General features: G+C 57.2%; 16 protein-coding genes. 6 read left to right on the top strand and 10 right to left on the bottom strand.

From position 1 onward, the window contains the following. Window positions 1-21: 21 nt before the first annotated feature. The 7 genes from IPM39_05080 to IPM39_05050 form a co-directional block, all read right to left on the bottom strand. Window positions 22-930, bottom strand: a complete 909-nt coding sequence (locus IPM39_05080; GenBank protein MBK8985445.1) for a hypothetical protein — start codon at window positions 928-930, stop codon at window positions 22-24. 46 nt (window positions 931-976) lie between these two features. Then, window positions 977-1,327 (bottom strand): hypothetical protein, encoded by a 351-nt coding sequence (locus IPM39_05075; protein ID MBK8985444.1) that lies wholly within the window; start codon window positions 1,325-1,327, stop codon window positions 977-979. After that, on the bottom strand, window positions 1,317-1,676 hold the full coding sequence (locus IPM39_05070; GenBank protein ID MBK8985443.1) for a hypothetical protein: 360 nt from the start codon (window positions 1,674-1,676) through the stop codon (window positions 1,317-1,319). The genes IPM39_05075 and IPM39_05070 overlap by 11 nt, the downstream gene beginning before the upstream one ends. Window positions 1,677-1,742: 66 nt before the next feature. Next, a complete protein-coding gene (gatA, locus tag IPM39_05065) occupies window positions 1,743-3,209 on the bottom strand; it encodes an Asp-tRNA(Asn)/Glu-tRNA(Gln) amidotransferase subunit GatA (protein MBK8985442.1) in 1,467 nt (488 codons plus the stop codon). Between the two features lie 53 nt (window positions 3,210-3,262). Beyond that, window positions 3,263-3,553 carry an Asp-tRNA(Asn)/Glu-tRNA(Gln) amidotransferase subunit GatC gene (gene gatC, locus IPM39_05060; protein MBK8985441.1) on the bottom strand — a complete coding sequence of 97 codons (291 nt, stop codon included), beginning with the start codon at window positions 3,551-3,553 and terminating at the stop codon, window positions 3,263-3,265. 33 nt (window positions 3,554-3,586) lie between these two features. Beyond that, window positions 3,587-4,150 (bottom strand): peptide deformylase, encoded by a 564-nt coding sequence (gene def, locus IPM39_05055; protein MBK8985440.1) that lies wholly within the window; start codon window positions 4,148-4,150, stop codon window positions 3,587-3,589. 92 nt (window positions 4,151-4,242) lie between these two features. Then, complete coding sequence (locus tag IPM39_05050) at window positions 4,243-6,018, bottom strand: cyclic nucleotide-binding domain-containing protein (protein ID MBK8985439.1); 1,776 nt, start codon at window positions 6,016-6,018, stop codon at window positions 4,243-4,245. Between the two features lie 116 nt (window positions 6,019-6,134). Between IPM39_05050 and IPM39_05045 the strand changes: the two genes are divergently transcribed. From IPM39_05045 to IPM39_05020, 6 genes are all read left to right on the top strand, one after another. Continuing rightward, window positions 6,135-7,361 carry a M50 family metallopeptidase gene (locus IPM39_05045; protein ID MBK8985438.1) on the top strand — a complete coding sequence of 409 codons (1,227 nt, stop codon included), beginning with the start codon at window positions 6,135-6,137 and terminating at the stop codon, window positions 7,359-7,361. 130 nt (window positions 7,362-7,491) lie between these two features. After that, window positions 7,492-7,674 (top strand): hypothetical protein, encoded by a 183-nt coding sequence (locus tag IPM39_05040; GenBank protein ID MBK8985437.1) that lies wholly within the window; start codon window positions 7,492-7,494, stop codon window positions 7,672-7,674. 72 nt (window positions 7,675-7,746) lie between these two features. Then, a complete protein-coding gene (locus IPM39_05035; GenBank protein ID MBK8985436.1) occupies window positions 7,747-9,021 on the top strand; it encodes a BMP family ABC transporter substrate-binding protein in 1,275 nt (424 codons plus the stop codon). Between the two features lie 95 nt (window positions 9,022-9,116). Then, on the top strand, window positions 9,117-10,682 hold the full coding sequence (locus tag IPM39_05030) for an ABC transporter ATP-binding protein (GenBank protein ID MBK8985435.1): 1,566 nt from the start codon (window positions 9,117-9,119) through the stop codon (window positions 10,680-10,682). Further along, window positions 10,679-11,800: an ABC transporter permease gene (locus IPM39_05025; GenBank protein MBK8985434.1), complete on the top strand. Its 1,122-nt coding sequence runs from the start codon at window positions 10,679-10,681 to the stop codon at window positions 11,798-11,800. The genes IPM39_05030 and IPM39_05025 overlap by 4 nt, the downstream gene beginning before the upstream one ends. Next, window positions 11,797-12,762: an ABC transporter permease gene (locus tag IPM39_05020; GenBank protein ID MBK8985433.1), complete on the top strand. Its 966-nt coding sequence runs from the start codon at window positions 11,797-11,799 to the stop codon at window positions 12,760-12,762. Before IPM39_05025 ends, IPM39_05020 begins: the two co-directional genes overlap by 4 nt. Window positions 12,763-12,910: 148 nt before the next feature. Here the strand turns inward: IPM39_05020 and IPM39_05015 are convergent, their stop codons facing one another. The 3 genes from IPM39_05015 to IPM39_05005 all read right to left on the bottom strand — a co-directional run bounded on the left by IPM39_05015 (window position 12,911) and on the right by IPM39_05005 (window position 16,045). Next, window positions 12,911-13,594, bottom strand: coding sequence for a phosphoribosylanthranilate isomerase (locus IPM39_05015; GenBank protein MBK8985432.1), 684 nt, complete (start codon window positions 13,592-13,594; stop codon window positions 12,911-12,913). A 4-nt stretch (window positions 13,595-13,598) separates the two neighbouring features. Continuing rightward, a complete protein-coding gene (locus IPM39_05010) occupies window positions 13,599-14,777 on the bottom strand; it encodes a hypothetical protein (protein MBK8985431.1) in 1,179 nt (392 codons plus the stop codon). 239 nt (window positions 14,778-15,016) lie between these two features. Then, window positions 15,017-16,045 (bottom strand): dihydroorotate dehydrogenase-like protein, encoded by a 1,029-nt coding sequence (locus IPM39_05005; protein ID MBK8985430.1) that lies wholly within the window; start codon window positions 16,043-16,045, stop codon window positions 15,017-15,019. Between the last annotated feature and the right edge of the window lie 76 nt (window positions 16,046-16,121).

The raw sequence follows: 16,121 nt of genomic DNA, 5'->3' as shown, positions 1-16,121 counted from the left end.
GGTTTCCCTTCGTCGAAACGATTAACCCGTCTCGACCATAGAATCGTCACCGATAAAAAAGCTAGCTGGCTTTCCCGTTATTTTAGCACGTTCTCCCACCAGCGCGCCGTCAAGGATGCAATTCTCCACCTGCGCGTCGGCGGCGATGATGCTGTGGCGCACGATGGCGTTTTTGATTACCGCTCCGGCGTGGATGCTGGCGTAGGGACCGATCACGGCCGCTTCCACATACGCTTCTTCGTCAATGAATACCGGCGGCAGCACAGTGAAATCTTCGGCGTAGCTGCGCTCGATGGCATCGGGGGTAGCCCCGTAGCTCAGGCTCAGAAGCCGTTGGTTGGCGTGGAGCAGCGTGTCGGGGTGATGGGTTTCTAGCCAGAAGTGAGCCGGTTTGTCGGCGATGACTGCCCCTTGCGCCTGCATGGCCTGACGGATGTCGCCCAAGCTGGCGGCTGGGTCGAGGGATTGTAGGGTATGGTAGAGGGAACGGCCGTTCCTGAACCAGGCAATGGCGGCAGTGGGGTCAGTGGAGACGGCCGTTTCCGGCGGCGACAAAAACGTGGCAGCCACGCCACGATCGGGCAGGTCGGCAAACGCCGCCTCGACCAACACCATGCCTGCGACCACCAACACACCACCCTGGTCCAAATAGGCGTCGCACAAAGCCAGGGCCTGCCCCTGCCCCACCTCTTCACTCTGCACCACAAAATGCGCCTCTAGCTGTGGGTAATGGTCGGCAATCCACTCTTTCACAGCCTCGTCAGACGCACCAACAACAAAAATTGCTTCGTCGGCCAGCACCTCCATCAGCAAATCCAGCAGATGGCCGAGGATGGTTTTACCGGCGACGTTCCACAACGGCCGTGGCCTTTCCCAGATAGCCGGGTGCGTCGGGATACCTTGATCGGCGAGCAGGATGATGGTTTTCAATGGATTTACTCCTATGAAGGTTAGTGAACGGCTCCATGGCCTTTTGTCAATGAGCCGCTGGCATATTGAGTTTGCTGGCTCGTGTCCGTTTTCGGCTGTTAAGGGGCATTTGGGTGATGACGTCGAGATACCACCACCAGTGGCTTACCGGCACATTTTCATCACGTCGCCAGGCAGCCAAATCGGCAATCTTACCAATTGCCTGGAAAAACAGGTTGGCTTTTTGCAGCAGCAATCTGTCTGCTTTCAGCAATCGCTGCCTTTCCTGATCGGTCAGGTGTGCTTCGCTTTTGGCGATTTCGCTGCGATTCATGAGCATGTCTAAATGTTCCATGCCGCTAATATTGGGAAACTGCACGTCGGCTTCATAAGCCGCAATTCGCTCTTTATAGTTCATTTTCCACCTCGCCGAGCCGTCCAATCCATTCAAAGCCGGGCTTGTTCAGGTAGCGTTCTGGGCGATCCATCACAAATGCGCTCTCTAAAACGCCGTCATACGAAAACATCACCAACCAGGTTTTGCTCTCAATGACGGTGACAACAGTTACATAGGCTGATTGATTGTACCAATAGCGAAAAACCTGAGCCGAGGCGTCTTGTAACACCGCCTGGATAATTTGTTCGTAGTCGGCGATGGTCGCTGTGGCGGGCAAATGGCCGCGCAGTTCGCGTTTTTCCAGGTGACGGTCGGCGCTGCCCGCAGGCCAATGGGCTTGTTGCCGCACGCGCTGGATGGCCTCTAGCAAAAGTTTAAGGCCTGGTTCTGCGGATTTGCCCATTGATTGTTTATGTGACGGCCGTTGACAAAACCATCAATCCTCTTGCGAATAGTTTACCAAGCCGGGCGACTGTTTGTGCCACGCAGTCGCCTGCTCATAAGCGAACGCCGCGTTCAAAATGGTCGCTTCTTGCAAGGTGTTGCCGATAAGCTGCAAGCCGATGGGCAGCCCCTGGCTGTCGAAACCGCAGGGCACACTCAGGCCGCAGCTTGCACTGAGGTTCACCGACAGCGTAAAAATATCCGCCAGATACATGCTCAACGGGTCGTCGGCCCGTTCGCCGATTTTGAAGGCGGTGGTGGGGCTGGTGGGGCAGGCGATCACATCCACCTGCGCAAAGGCGGTGAGGAAGTCTTGTTTGATAAGGGTGCGCACTTTGAGCGCACGGCCGTAATATTCATCATAATACCCCGCGCTCAGGGCATACGTGCCCAGCATGATGCGCCGCTTTACCTCCGGGCCAAAGAGGGCGCGGGTTTTCTTCACCGTGTCAATCATGTCGGCCCCGGCCAGGCGCGGGCCATAGCGCACACCGTCGTAGCGGGCCAGGTTGGCGCTGGCCTCGGCGGGGGCGATGAGGTAGTAGACGGGCAGGGCGTAGCGGGTATGGGGCAGGCTGATGGGCTGGATTTCCGCGCCCAGTTCTTCCAATTTGGCGATGGCGGCGCGCACGGCCGTTTCCACCTCCCCATCTATCCCGGCAATAAAATATTCGGCCGGCACGCCCACACGTAAGCCGCGAATATCGCCGGTCAGCGCCGCTGCATAGTCCGGCACGGGCGCATCCAGCGAGGTGCTGTCGCGGGGGTCATAACCGGCGGTCGCCTGGAACAGGGCGGCGCAGTCGGCGACGGTGCGGCCAAACTGACCCACCTGGTCCAGCGACGAGGCAAAAGCCACCACCCCCCAGCGGGAGAGACGGCCGTAAGTCGGTCTTAAGCCGACAATGCCGCACAACGACGCCGGTTGGCGCACGCTGCCACCCGTGTCTGTGCCCAGAGCGGCGTAGGCCATGCCCGCCGCCACTGCCGCGGCGCTGCCGCCGCTGCTGCCGCCAGGCACGCGCTCTATATCCCACGGATTGCGGGTTGTAAAATAGGCCGAGTTTTCGGTGGACGACCCCATGGCAAATTCATCGGTGTTGGTTTTGCCCAGGATGACCGCGCCGGCTTCCTTCAATTGTTGCACCACAAAAGCGTCGTAGGGCGGAATAAAGCCATCCAGAATTTTGCTGCCGGCCGTGGTCGGCGCGCCGCGCACGCTGATGATATCCTTCACGGCTACCGGAATGCCCAACAGCGGGCCATTTTCACCCTGGGCGCGCCGCGCATCGGCGGCCAGCGCCTGTTCCAGGGCCATCTCATCGGTGATGGTGAGATAGCTCTGCACATCGTTGTCCAGGGCGACAATGCGGTCCAGCATGGCCTGGGTCAGCGCCACACTGCTGATTGCGCCGCGTTGCAAGGCGTCTTGGGCTTCGGTTAAAGTCGTTGGAATCATAGGCGGATGGATGGTTGGCTGGCTGGCGTTAACAAACCAACCAACGAACCAACTTACTCTTCTAACACCGACTGGATAAGGAACTGGTTTTGCGCCTGCTGCGGGGCGTTAAACAACACTTCGTCAATGGGCAGGGAAGGAGCAACCAGGTCGTCGCGCAGCACGTTTTGTTGGGCGATGGCGTGGGCGGTTGGCGGCACGCCTTCCAGGTTTAGCTCATTGAGCATCTCGGCGTAGTCCAAAACGGCCGTCATCTGTTCCAGGTATTGCCCTTTCTCCGCGTCGGTCAGTTCCAGCCGCGCCAGATGGGCGATTTTTTCAACGTCTTGCAAGGTCAACGTCATGGGTTTCTCCAAACGAACGGCCGTATCCTCCCATTAAACAGGCGACTGCGCGGCCGTTTCCTCTTCGCCGTTCTCAAACCGCTGCTGGAACTCTTCCTCAGTCCAGAAGTTTTCTGGGGCTGTCAGCTTATCAATGTAAAGAACGCCATTCAAATGGTCAATTTCGTGCTGAAAAATGCGCGCCGTCCAACCGTTCAGGCGCAGCTTAATCTTTTTGCCATGCCGGTCTTGGGCACGCACGCGAATAGATTCGTGCCGGTCCACTTCGCCCACATAACCAGGAATCGAGAGGCAGCCTTCCACACCATCCACCACCGAACGCGACCGCCAAACAATTTCCGGGTTGATAATCACAAACGTCTGGCGCGAATCAGGGATGTCTTGCCCGGCGGCGTCTTGTTTAGGTGGGGTCTCAATGACAGTGAGCTGTAAATCGCGGTTAATCTGCGGGGCAGCCAGTCCCACGCCGTTGGCCTGGCGCATCGTTTCAAACATATTTTCGATGAGCTGCTGCAATTCGCCGTCGAATTTGGTTACTGGCCGGGTTTTCTGGCGCAAAATTTTGTCAGGTAATTTAACAATGTTCAATGTACTCATAACTCTATTTTAGCGAAAGATGGGTTTGTTGGCAGTAATCTGGGCAATGTTTCTGGCGCTTCTCAGGCGCCGACGGATGGGCAGGCGCGCTGTCAGGTTGGGCTGCCAGCATCGTTTACCTGGACATATTCACCGGGGCGAGGGGTGCGCTTGGGGATACGTTCTTGCTCTATGGCTTGCCGATACACGTCTAACAGCACAGCATATTCTTCCCGCCGGTCTGCGCCGCTTTGCCGCCGCTGCTGCTCTTCATACAGCTCTAGCTTATGGAAAATGTCGGCCTGAATCAGACTGGGTTTGGGTACTCTCTCGAAGGTGATGTCTGTATCCACACCAGCCGTATCCACATACACATAGCCATAGTTGAAGAGGGTTGGCAGCAGTCCCGGACGTTCGGCATTCACGTTTTGTACGCGGGCAATCGGCGCTTGTTTGCGGCTTATGCCAAACCCGAAAGGCTTACGATCAATATCAATCACAAAGCGGTCTGATACCTGGAAAGTGTCGTTGCGCCAATCTTCAAAATTCCAGATGAACCAGCCCAGGTTTAGCAGAGCCAAAAAACCAAAGATAAGCACCAGCCAGCGGTCGCTGATGGGCGTATAATGACCCAGGGCAAACCCAATACCAATGAGGACGAAACCGGCAATCGCTGGCAGCCACACGCCAGCTAACAAAACGAAGATGTGCTTACGATAGGTGATAACATTGCCTTCTTCGACGCGCCAGGCGGACCATTTTTTCAATCTTTCCCAGACAGTCAGGTCGGCGGTCGGTGTCGCCAGCCGCGCCACAACATCTTCTTCCTCTTCGTCAGTAACGGGGCGATAAGCCGGTGGGGTGTTGAAGTGCCTTTCCACGGACGCGCGCATGGTGGTCTGGGCTTCGCCAGCGTCCATGCTGCGCACGCGGGAGGTAAGGCGATTCAGGGTTTCTTGTACCTGGGTGGGGCTGTCTATATTGTCGAAAAGAATAACCCCCTTTTGTGCGGCCGTGGTCACTCTGGCCGAGCCAATCTTAAATAGGTTGGCAATGAGGGTGGGCTTAAGAATCTCAACGCTTTGGACTTGCTTGATGGGGATTTTGCTGACGGTGATACGGAACGATTTCAGTTCAAATTCGCGGTGGATGAGGTGTTTATTGGTGATCACAAAGTAATCGTTGGACCAATCGAGCAGACGGAAGCCGACGAAGACCAGGGCGATCAATGTCACCACCACGGCGATGCTGGCCGCAATCGTCGTAGAGACGACGGTTGTGAGCAAGGCGAAGGTGATGGTGGGGGCGAGCAGCAGAACCACCATCGGCCAAAAGAGGCGCACCAGGAGGTGCCACAGGCTGCGCCGGGCCTGGTATTCTACCAATTCATCGGGCAGCAAGCCGACGGCCGTACTCTTGCTGTCGGCCCGCCCTTCAATTTTCAGCGCCTCGGTCCAGGCTGCTTCCGATAGGCCACCAACCACATTGCCCTCGTCGTCTAACTGCGGGGCCAGGTTGGACAGTGCGTCTGGGTGTTGGATCAGGTAAGCCAGGAAGTCGCGCCCGTTGATGATGAGCAAACGGCCGTCTTGCGCGGCCGTTACTGTATGAGGATGGGTCTGGGGCACAAACAGCCACACATCGCCAAAATAATCGCCGGGAAAGTGCTGCTTAGAACTGCGCACGACACCATTTTCATCCATCTGTTGGGCATACAGACGGCCGCTGCGCAGAATATACATGCTGTTCACCACATCACGCTGATAGGCAATCGCCGCCCCGGCGTCGAACTCATACTCGTGGCAAATCAACGCCAGGTCTTCAAGCTGGTCTTCGTCCAGGTGTTCAAAAATGGCTAACTGCCGCAAAAATTCCACTTTATCAGTCACGGTCAACCTTCCTTCAGACCCGACGATCATTTTAACATAATAATTTTTACCGGAAAAGGCTTTTGCTTCCCTCACTGGCCTGCTGTATGATTCCTCAGCGAAGGTGGAGACAAACCATGTTTACCATAACGAGCCTGTTTGACATTTTTGCCTTTTTGTATGTGCTGCGCAGCGCCCAATTGTTGGTGACGCTGGGGCGGCAGTGGTCTACCTTTCGCGCCGGCCCTCTGACCGCCGCCAAGAAAGGATTGGCCGAGCAGTCTGCCTTCTTTATTGCCGTTCCCCTCTCCGTTTTTTTTCATGAATTGGCCCACGCCCTGGCTGTGTGGTCTTTTGGCGGGCAGGTTTTAGGATTTACCTATCGGTTCTTCTGGGGCGCAGTGAACCACGTGGGCAGCTATACGCCGGCCGAGCGCTGGTTTATTGCCCTGGCCGGAACCATTGGCTCGTTGTTGTTTGGCCTGGCAGTCTGGTTGGGCCTGCGTCGCAGCCAATCGGCGGCCCTGAACTACTTTGGTCTGCGCGCTTTTCGTTTCCAGATTTATTTTTCGCTGCTGTATTACCCGCTGTTTTCGGCTGTTTTGCCCATTGGCGACTGGCGGGTGATTTATGATTTTGCCGCCACGCCTCTCTTAAGTGGGATCACGCTGGTTGTCCACCTGGCTTTCCTGTTCTTCTACTGGCGTTATGATCGGCAGGGCTGGTTTGAAGCGCCCAGCCACGAAACGGCCGTTGCCCAAGCGCAATTCGACACGCTGCAGCGGGAAACGGCCGTGCAGCCACAAAACACCGCCCTCCAACTGCAATACATAGATGCCCTACGCCGCGGCGGCGCGCCCAACCGGGCGGCTACCACCCTCAAACGTTTTTTACACGCCAATCCTCATTCCGCCCTGGCCTATCTGGAAATGGCCGCCTTAGAGGCCGATAAACGCCGCTCCGTCTCCAAACAGGCGGGGCAATACGCCGAAAAAGCGCTGCAACTCGGCCTGACCGAGCCGCAGCAAATCGCTATGGCGAACCAGATGATTGCCGGCTATCAGTTGGAAATGGGGCAAGGGGTAATGGCCGTACAGCATTACAACCAGGCCATTGCCGCCCTGCAAAACACCGCCTGGGCCGCCCCAAACTCGTCACCCGATCCGTACCTGTTGGCAAATTTATACCGTTCGCGCAGCCTGGCCCACCGGCGGCAGCAGCAGTATGACCTGGCTTTCCAGGATTTACAGCAAGCGATGGCTATGGCTAAACAGCTTGGCGATGATCACCTCCTGGCAGCGTATCAGGACGATTTAGCCATTCTGGAAAATCATGCCGGCCGTGCGCTGATGAACCAGACCTGACCTGTTTAAAAAGGCTGACAACTGTCACGTCAAAATCAGGAACAATGACAGTAGACGATTATCTTATTCCCCACTATCCTCAACACGTGATCTTCACGACAACCTCGCGCACTGAGTATCCGGTTTTACGGTGGCCCAACCCCACAAGCCGCCGCATGTCGCCCGGCATGATGCGCACGCCGCGTCCCCTGATTTCTGGTATACACACCAATTCCATAACCGGCAGACGGCCGTTAAACTGGCCTGCCAATCCTTCAAGGAGGTGATAGACGACGGGAACTATTCACACCAACAATCCTTTAACATCCGGTAAGCAAACTATTTGTACGTTAAATTTTGAGAGGAGAAACTCGACATGATCACCAAACAACGCCTTTGGATCGTAATGCTTTTAACCGTTGTACTCAGCCTGTTATTGGCTGCCTGCGGCGGTGGAACCACCGAACCGGCCGCTCAAGAACCGGCGCTTGTGGAAGCAACGGCCGTAGCGCCAGCCGCCGAAGAACCAGCCGCTCAAGAACCGGCCGCCGAAGAACCGGCCACCACCACCGGCCAGTACCAGATTCCGGCCGTTCAAGAGGGCAAATACAACGTCGCCTTCGTCTATGTTGGCCCCCACGACGATGGTGGCTGGAGCCAGGCCCACGACGTGGGTCGCATCTACGTGCAAGAAAACGTCACCGACGTACACACCGCCTATGTTGAAAATGTCGCCGAAGGCGCGGACGCCGAACAGGTGATCCGCTCCCTGGCCCGCAAAGGTTTCGATGTCATCTTCACCACCTCCTTCGGCTTCATGGACGCCTCGGAAATCGTCGCCGAAGAATTCCCCGACGTAGACATCATCCACATCAGTGGCTTCAAATCCAACGAAGAGAACTTTGGCAACCTGATGGGCGCCATGGAAAACATGAAATACCTGGCCGGTATGTTGGCCGGTTCCCGCGCCAAAGTAGATGGCAACCCCAAACTGGGCTACATCGCCACCTTCCCCATCCCCGAAGAACTGCGTTTGGGCAATGCCTTTGCCCTGGGCGCGCAAGAAACATGTCCGGAATGTACCGTAGACGTGCGTTGGATCTTCACCTGGCATGATCCTATCCTGGAAAAAGAAGCGGCCTCTTCCCTGTTTGGCAGCGGCGTGCAGGTGGTGATGACCGGCGCGGACACCCCCGCCCCGGCCGAAGCTGCGCCCGCCGGCAAATGGGGCATCACCTACGACTATGTAGGCAACTGCACCATTGACGCCTGCCTCACCTCCATGTACTGGAATTGGGGACCGGAATATGCCCGCATCGTCGAAGGCTCCCGTGAAGGAACGTGGCGTGGTGGTTGGGAATACTTCGACGCCGACAGCGGCGCGCTGGGTCTCTTTGGCTTCATGGAAGGCGAAACGCCAATGCCTGGCGTTGAAGGCTTGCCGGCCGAAGACCTGGCGATGATCCGTGACATCCTGGCGAAAATGTTGGCCGGCGAGTTCACCCGCTTCGACGTTTTCCGCGGCCCCATCACCGACAACCAGGGCAACCTGGTTCTAGCCGATGGCCAAAGCCTGGAGCAAATTGATCTGGACGGTTTCAAGCAGTTTGGCAGCTCTTGCGAGACCTGCATGTATTGGTGGAATGAAAACGTCACCGCCGAACTGCCCAGCCTGGATTAAACAGTAACCAGTAATCAGTAACCAGTGTTCAGTAGGCAGTCATACTGTTTACTGAACACTGAACACTGAACACTGGCTTTCCCACCGAGGTACCCATGTCTGAATCACCCTTGGCTGTTGACATGCACGAAGTCGTCATTCGGTTTCCCGGTGTGCTGGCGAATGATCGCGTCAACTTTACGCTGCGGCAGGGGGAAATCCATGCCCTGTTGGGCGAAAATGGCGCGGGTAAAAGCACGTTGATGAATGCCCTGGCCGGTTTGTACCGACCCACATCGGGAACCATCAAAATTAACGGGGAATTGGTCAGTTTTAGTTCGCCCAAAGACGCCATCGCCAAAGGAATTGGCATGGTCCACCAGCACTTTATGCTGGTCCCCACCCAAACGGTGACCGAAAATATTCTATTGGGTCTGGATGAGCCGCGTTTCTTCATGAAGTTGAAGCAATACGACCAGAAAGTGCTGGCTCTGCAAGAGCAGTTTGGGCTGCGCGTGGACCCAACGGCCAAAATCTGGCAGCTTTCGGTGGGCGAGCAGCAGCGGGTGGAGATTTTGAAGACGCTGTACCGGGGGGCGAATATTTTGATCATGGACGAGCCAACGGCCGTTCTTGCGCCGCAAGAAATAGACGACCTCATCGAAACGATGCGCGCGATGGTGGCCCAGGGCAAGTCTATCGTCTTCATCAGCCACAAGCTGCACGAGGTAACGGCCGTTGCCGACCGTGTCACCATCCTGCGCAAAGGCAAAGTCACCGCCGAAGGCGTAGACATCGAAGGCATGACCAAACGGGACCTGGCCCAACTGATGGTCGGGCGCGACGTGGTCTTTTCTGTCGCCAAAACCCCCCAACAACCCGGCGATGTGGTCCTTTCTGTTCAAGACGTGCACGCTGAAAATAACAAGGGCGTTCCCGCCCTGCGCGGCGTCTCGTTGGAAGTGCACCAGGGCGAAATTTTGGGCATTGCCGGCGTTTCCGGCAACGGCCAGAGCGAATTGGCCGAAGTGATCACCGGGATGCGGTCGTGCCAGGGCAGCATCCTCGTCAATGGCAAAGAAGTCGCCAACCAGCCGCCCATTGTCTCCATTCACAGCGGCGTGGCCCATGTGCCCGAAGACCGCACCCACGTCGGCAGCGCCCCCAACCTCAGCATCACCGACAACACCATCATGAAGGCGTACCGCGAAGAACCGGTGGCCAAAGGCTGGAGCGTAGATTTCAACTTCGCCCGCGAAAACGCGCGTAAACTGAAACGAGCTTATGAAATTCTGGCCCCCAGCGTCGAAACGATGGCCCGCAAACTCTCCGGCGGCAACCTGCAAAAGGTGATTCTGGCGCGGGAAATCTCTGGCGAGCCGCTGCTGATGGTGGCCGTACAGCCGACGCGCGGCCTGGATGTGGGAGCCATTGAGGCCATTCAGACCCTCATCTTGGCGCAGCGGGAAGCAGGCACGGCCGTTTTGCTGGTCTCTGAAGAATTGGAAGAACTGCTCTCCCTGAGTGACCGCATCGCCGTCATTTATGAAGGGGAAATCATGGGCATTGTTCCCACAGAGGAGGCCGATGTCGAAGAGTTGGGGTTAATGATGACCGGGTCGCATCTGGCCGAAATACAGAAACAGCGGGCAACGGCCGTCACCGGGAGGGTAGAAGCATGACACTGCCATTCACCGTCTTGTTCGAAAAACGCATGGACGACGTGCCCAAATGGCTGCCAGCGGCCACCTCCGTCGGCTCGGTGGTGATCGCCTTTATCATCAGCGGCATCATCCTCAAACTCATCGGCGGCGACCCCATGCGCGTGGGGCGGTTTTTCTTCGACGCCACCTTCGCCAGTTGGGCCGCCTTCTCAGACACACTGGTCAAAGCCACGCCATTGATTATGGTCGGCCTGGCCTGCACTGTCGCCTTCAAAATGAAGCTGTGGAACATCGGCGCCGAAGGCCAGTTCTACATTGGTGCTTTTGCTGCCAGCCTGGTCGTTCTCATTCCCATGGTCCCGCTGGACAGCCCCAAAATCGTCATCATCGGCCTGATGATCATCATGGGCATGATCGGCGGCGCGGCCTGGGGTTTTATCCCCGGCGTTCTCAAAGGCAAATTTGGCGTGAACGAGATCATCACTACCCTGATGCTCAACTACATCGCCATTTTGTGGAACAACTTCTGGATTTTTAACAAATGGTCCGACGCCGGTTTCCAGATGACGCCGGCCTTCCCCAAATCGGCCTGGCTGCCCCGGCTGGCCGATTACGCCCGCGAGTACAAGGCATTTTCCGGCATTACCCTGCACCTGGGGGTGGTCATTGCCCTGGTAGCCACCGTGGTGGTCTGGTGGGTGCTGGAACGCAGCCGTTGGGGCTACGAAATTAAGCTAACCGGCGACAACAAAGAAGCGGCCCGTTACGCCGGCATCAACATCGTGCGCAACGTCATTTTGGTGATGATGTTTTCCGGGGCGCTGGCGGGGCTGGCCGGCATGTCGGAAATTAGCGGCGTGGTCCACCGCCTGCAAGAGCGTATCTCGCCTGGGTATGGTTTCACCGGCATCATCGTCGCCTGGCTGGCCAAGCTCAACCCCTTCGCCGTGGTGCTGGTCGCTGTTCTGTTTGGCGCGCTCATCGTGGCCGGGCGAGAAATTCAACCCTCTGGGTTGGCCCAACTGCTGCAAGGCATTATCCTCTTCATGGTCATCAGCAGCGATGTTCTCCTACGGTATAAGATTCGCATTATTCGGCTGCAACCCGCAACGGCCGTAGAGGTAGAGACCGCATGAATCTAGAAATTATCCTGCACGCCGGTCTGGCTACCGGCACAATTTTGCTGTTTGCGGCCATTGGCGAAATTTTTTCCGAGCGCGCCGGGGTGTTGAATCTGGGTGTGGAAGGCATGATGCTTATGGGGGCCATGGCCGGATTTAGCACGTCGCTGTCCACAGGCAATGTGTGGCTGGGTTTATTGGCGGCTCTCATTGCCGGTGGCATCCTCAGCCTGGCGCATGGCCTGGTGACGATCCATTTCCAGGCGGATCAGGTGGTCAGCGGTTTGTCGCTGACATTCCTGGGCACAGGGCTGGCCCTGGTATTGGGCGAAGGGCTGACCGGCAAAAACCCGCCGTTGGTCCCCTCCTTCAGCATCCCTGGTCTGGAAGCCATTCCCTTTATCGGCCCGGTCTTTTTTACCAACCACAGTTTGTTGGTATACGTCGGTTATTTGTTCGCGCCGCTGGCCTGGTATTACATCTTCCACACCCGCCCAGGGCTGCACCTGCGCGCCGTAGGCGAAAAACCGGACGCCGCCGATACCATGGGCGTCAGCGTCTATGGCCTGCGCTACCTGTATGTGTTCATCGGCGGCTGCCTGGCAGGGCTGGCCGGAGCAACCATCAGCTTGTCGGTATCGCCGGGCTGGTACAGCGCCCAAACCACATCCGGGCAGGGCTGGATCGCCGTCGGGTTGGTGATTTTTGCCCAATGGAACCCACTACGGGCGGCGTTTGGCGCGTATCTGTTTGGGGCGCTGCGGCGCGGGATTCTGGACTTACAGGGACCGGCTATTTTGTTGGGGATGAAAAATCCCTTGTATGTTAATTCTAATTTTGGCTTCTTTTTGCAGATGACGCCGTATATTTTGACGATTCTGGCGCTGGTGATTGGCTCGCGGCAGGCGGCGCGCAAGCGGTTGGGCGCACCGGCGGCGCTGGGGCTGCCCTATATTCGCGGGGAGCGGGGATTGTAGTGGGGTGTGGTTTGTAGCTGAACCATACCGTCACCTTCACCATAACGGCCGTCCAAAACAGATTCCCAGTTTGTATTGGGCTTTTGACAAAATGCTCGACATAAGATTCGCGTCGGCAAATTATTGCTCGGCTGCTGCCAGGCAGACGCTACAAATTGGCGTTTTGAATAAAGGCGCGCACTAGAGCATGGTCTTTTTTACCGGGCGCGGCCTCCACGCCGCTGGCAGTATCAACGGCAAAGGGGCGCACCTGGCGCACAGCGGCGGCCACGTTAGCGGCGCTGAGACCGCCCGCCAGCATGAGTCCGGGGATGTCTTGCGCCAGTCTGGCGCTCAACGCCCAGTCGCCGGTCTCCCCGGTACCACCACGCAGCGTGGGGTGATAGGTGTCGATGAGTAAACTGGGACGCGCCTCTTTTGCCTTTTGTCTTTGGCCTTCTTTCCTATCAGGTGGTGGCAAAAACCACTCCGCTTCCACCTCCGCTTCAGTGAGGGTAGCGGGGCGCAGCGCCTTGTAGGCCCGGCCAAAGAGAGGAGATGAGGCTTCGCCGATGAGCGAAGGCACTTCTTCGCCGCTGAGCTGGGCGAAGTCCAGACGGCAGTCGGCTAAAATTTGGGCCATGCGCGTGCCGGTTTCGTTGACAAACACACCTACCAGATAAGGGCAGCGGTCACGGCCGCGGAGAACGGCCGTTATCCTCTCCACTGTATTCACATCTACAGCCCGTTTGCTGGGCGGGTAGAAGATAAACCCCAGGTAATCCGCGCCGGCGTCGGCCGACGCCAGGGCGTCTTCCAGGTTCGTGATGCCGCAAATTTTTACTTTGGTCATCGGTTTATGGTAAGGCATCCAGCAGCAAAATGGCCTGCTCCACGCTGATGAGGCCGTCGCGCACCAGTTGTAGAATTGGGGTGCGGTTTTCTGCCTGGTTGGGAGTCTGGGGTTCGGTTGGGAGAACGGTCACTGGCGCAGGAGCCGATTCCGCCGGTTCCTGGCCTGCCAGGGCTGCCGTCAACGCCGTGACCAACCTGTCTTCCAGAGCGGCAGAATCGGCAGAACCGGCGAGGGCAGCGCGCACGGCCGTTCTCACTTTTTGCGTCAGTGCATCATCAGGCATGATCGGCACGGCGAACTCCTCCGGCGAGAAGCGGGGCGGTTCCGCGCCCAGAGGTCTGAGAGCGACACGCTGCCCGGCTTGGACATACAGATCCACCTGACCCTCTTCGATGTGTCCGGTGAGCGTTGTCTGATCGTTTTCTGTTGTTTGAACGGCTTTTGCCAACGGCAGCCGGTGGTCAACCGCTGCGCCGCGCGCCGTCAGGTTCAGCGGCGCGTCGGCCGGCCAGTAAACGTACACGTTGGCTTCGGCGGCCAGGCGGTGCGACCCGTTCGCCAGCCCGCCCACCAGCCAGATAGATTGGGTGACGGCCGTTACCTGCACCTGCCGCCCCACATTCGCCAATACCACATCGCCTTGCACTGTTTCTATATGGATGTCGCCGTTGACGGTGCGGATGTCTACAGTGCCGGCCACGCGGCTCAGGCGGACGTGGCCGTTGACAAATTGCAGCGTCACATTGCCTGACGCCTGGTGGATTTGCACCCCGCTGGCGCTGCGCAAAGCCACGAAGCCACCTACTTCTTGAAGAAGCAGGGCGCCGTTGATATTGTCACCCTGCACCGCCTGGGCGGCGCGTGTGATGGCCACGGCGTCCACGTTGCGCAGGGTGACATTGCCCAGCACCTCGTCTACGCTGACCCCACCACTGACGTGTTTGATGGACAGGCTGCCGCCCACGCGCCCGAACGTCAGGCGGGCGTTTTGCGGCACAGCCAGGTACAAATCGCCAACGGCCGTTAGCCGCAGTTCATTTGCCGTGGCTTGCTCCACCGTAACAGCAGGACCCTGAACGGAAACGGCCGTTTCTCGCCAGCTTTTCACCACCACATCGCCATCACAATGCGCCACCACAATCTGCGGCGTCTCATTCATTACAAATCGTTGTTCATTCATAAGGAGTTTTCGTTCTGGTCAAAGCGCCGCCCAGCGGAAGCCGCGCCGCGCCTGATTTGACAGCACGGGCGTCTTGCCCGCTTATGGCGGACAGGATGTCCGCGCTCCGTTGTGATTAACTGATAGTGTACCGCGACTGAATTGAGAATGGCAAACAGACCCCAGATGCAAAAGACCCGAAGGGTTTTTTGGGGAACCCTTCGGGTCTGAGTCTATGACATCTCGTTCAGGCGCGTTTTTTAATCGCCGGTGGGGATTTCCATACGCCAGGGATAGTCTGGCGCGTAAGAACTCAGAACTTTCATATAGTTGGCCCGTTCAAACGCGGCCGGTTCCGGGCAGTTAATCTGGCTCATGCTGCCTTTCAACTGCGCCAGCGACTCGTATTCGTTTTCGACGAGCCACTCTTCCAGACCCAGCGACAACACTTTGAGGCGATTGATGCCGTTGCGCAGCAGTTCCGAGGCCATCATGGTGATGTCGGCGCCGGCGGCGACAGCCTTCAACACATCGGTGACGGTGTGGATGCCGGTGGTGAGGGCAAGACTGGTATTGATACGGCCGTACAAAATAGCCACCCAGCGCAGCGGCAGGCGCAGTTCTGTAGACGTACTCAGCTTCAGATTCGGCACAACTTCCAACGTCTCCAGGTCCAGGTCCGGCTGGTAAAAACGGTTAAACAACACCAGCCCATCCGCCCCGCCATCGGCCAACCGGTGGGCCATATTGGCCATGGCGCTAAAATACGGATTCAACTTCATCGTCACCGGAATGGTAACGGCCGATTTCACGTCTTTGAGTACATCCAGATAAATCTGCTCCACTTCACTGCCTGTCAGATGAGGATCCGTGGGGATGTAGTAAACATTCAATTCCAAAGCGTCTGCCCCGGCTTCCTGAATCTGGCGAGCATACGTCACCCACCCCCCAGTCGAAACGCCGTTCAGGCTGGCAATCACCGGGATTTCCAAAGCCGATTTGGCTTTTTGAATGTGTTCCAGATATTCCTGCGGGCCGGTTCTGTAATCCTGGGCCTCCGGGAAATAAGACAGAGCTTCGGCAAAACTTTCCACACCTTGCGTCAGGTAATGATTCAAGGTGTGGCTTTCGATATTAATTTGCTCTTCAAACAGCGAATGCAGCACAACGGCCGCTGCGCCGGCGTCTTCCATCCAACGCAAGTTATCCACGGTGCGCATCAACGGGGAAGATGAGGGAACCAGTGGGTTTTTAAGTTTCATGCCAAGATAGGTCGTGGTCAGATCCATGTCGTGTCTCCTGTAAAATGAATCAAAGATGACGCAGATTTTGTAAATTAATCTGCGTCATCATCTTCAGGTCACT

Source organism: Candidatus Leptovillus gracilis, assembly GCA_016716065.1.
Classification (GTDB): Bacteria; Chloroflexota; Anaerolineae; order Promineifilales; family Promineifilaceae; genus Leptovillus; species Leptovillus gracilis.
This window is presented reverse-complemented; position numbering and strand designations above follow the sequence as displayed.

Excerpts from the sequence above, each read along its gene's own strand:
- IPM39_05075 (MBK8985444.1), bottom strand. The coding sequence starts at position 1,327 with ATGAACTATAAAGAGCGAATTGCGGCTTATGAAGCCGACGTGCAGTTT.
- gatA (MBK8985442.1), bottom strand. The coding sequence starts at position 3,209 with ATGATTCCAACGACTTTAACCGAAGCCCAAGACGCCTTGCAACGCGGC.
- gatC (MBK8985441.1), bottom strand. The coding sequence starts at position 3,553 with ATGACGTTGACCTTGCAAGACGTTGAAAAAATCGCCCATCTGGCGCGG.
- def (MBK8985440.1), bottom strand. The coding sequence starts at position 4,150 with ATGAGTACATTGAACATTGTTAAATTACCTGACAAAATTTTGCGCCAG.
- IPM39_05045 (MBK8985438.1), top strand. The coding sequence starts at position 6,135 with ATGTTTACCATAACGAGCCTGTTTGACATTTTTGCCTTTTTGTATGTG.
- IPM39_05035 (MBK8985436.1), top strand. The coding sequence starts at position 7,747 with ATGCTTTTAACCGTTGTACTCAGCCTGTTATTGGCTGCCTGCGGCGGT.
- IPM39_05030 (MBK8985435.1), top strand. The coding sequence starts at position 9,117 with ATGTCTGAATCACCCTTGGCTGTTGACATGCACGAAGTCGTCATTCGG.
- IPM39_05025 (MBK8985434.1), top strand. The coding sequence starts at position 10,679 with ATGACACTGCCATTCACCGTCTTGTTCGAAAAACGCATGGACGACGTG.
- IPM39_05020 (MBK8985433.1), top strand. The coding sequence starts at position 11,797 with ATGAATCTAGAAATTATCCTGCACGCCGGTCTGGCTACCGGCACAATT.
- IPM39_05015 (MBK8985432.1), bottom strand. The coding sequence starts at position 13,594 with ATGACCAAAGTAAAAATTTGCGGCATCACGAACCTGGAAGACGCCCTG.
- IPM39_05010 (MBK8985431.1), bottom strand. The coding sequence starts at position 14,777 with ATGAATGAACAACGATTTGTAATGAATGAGACGCCGCAGATTGTGGTG.
- IPM39_05005 (MBK8985430.1), bottom strand. The coding sequence starts at position 16,045 with ATGGATCTGACCACGACCTATCTTGGCATGAAACTTAAAAACCCACTG.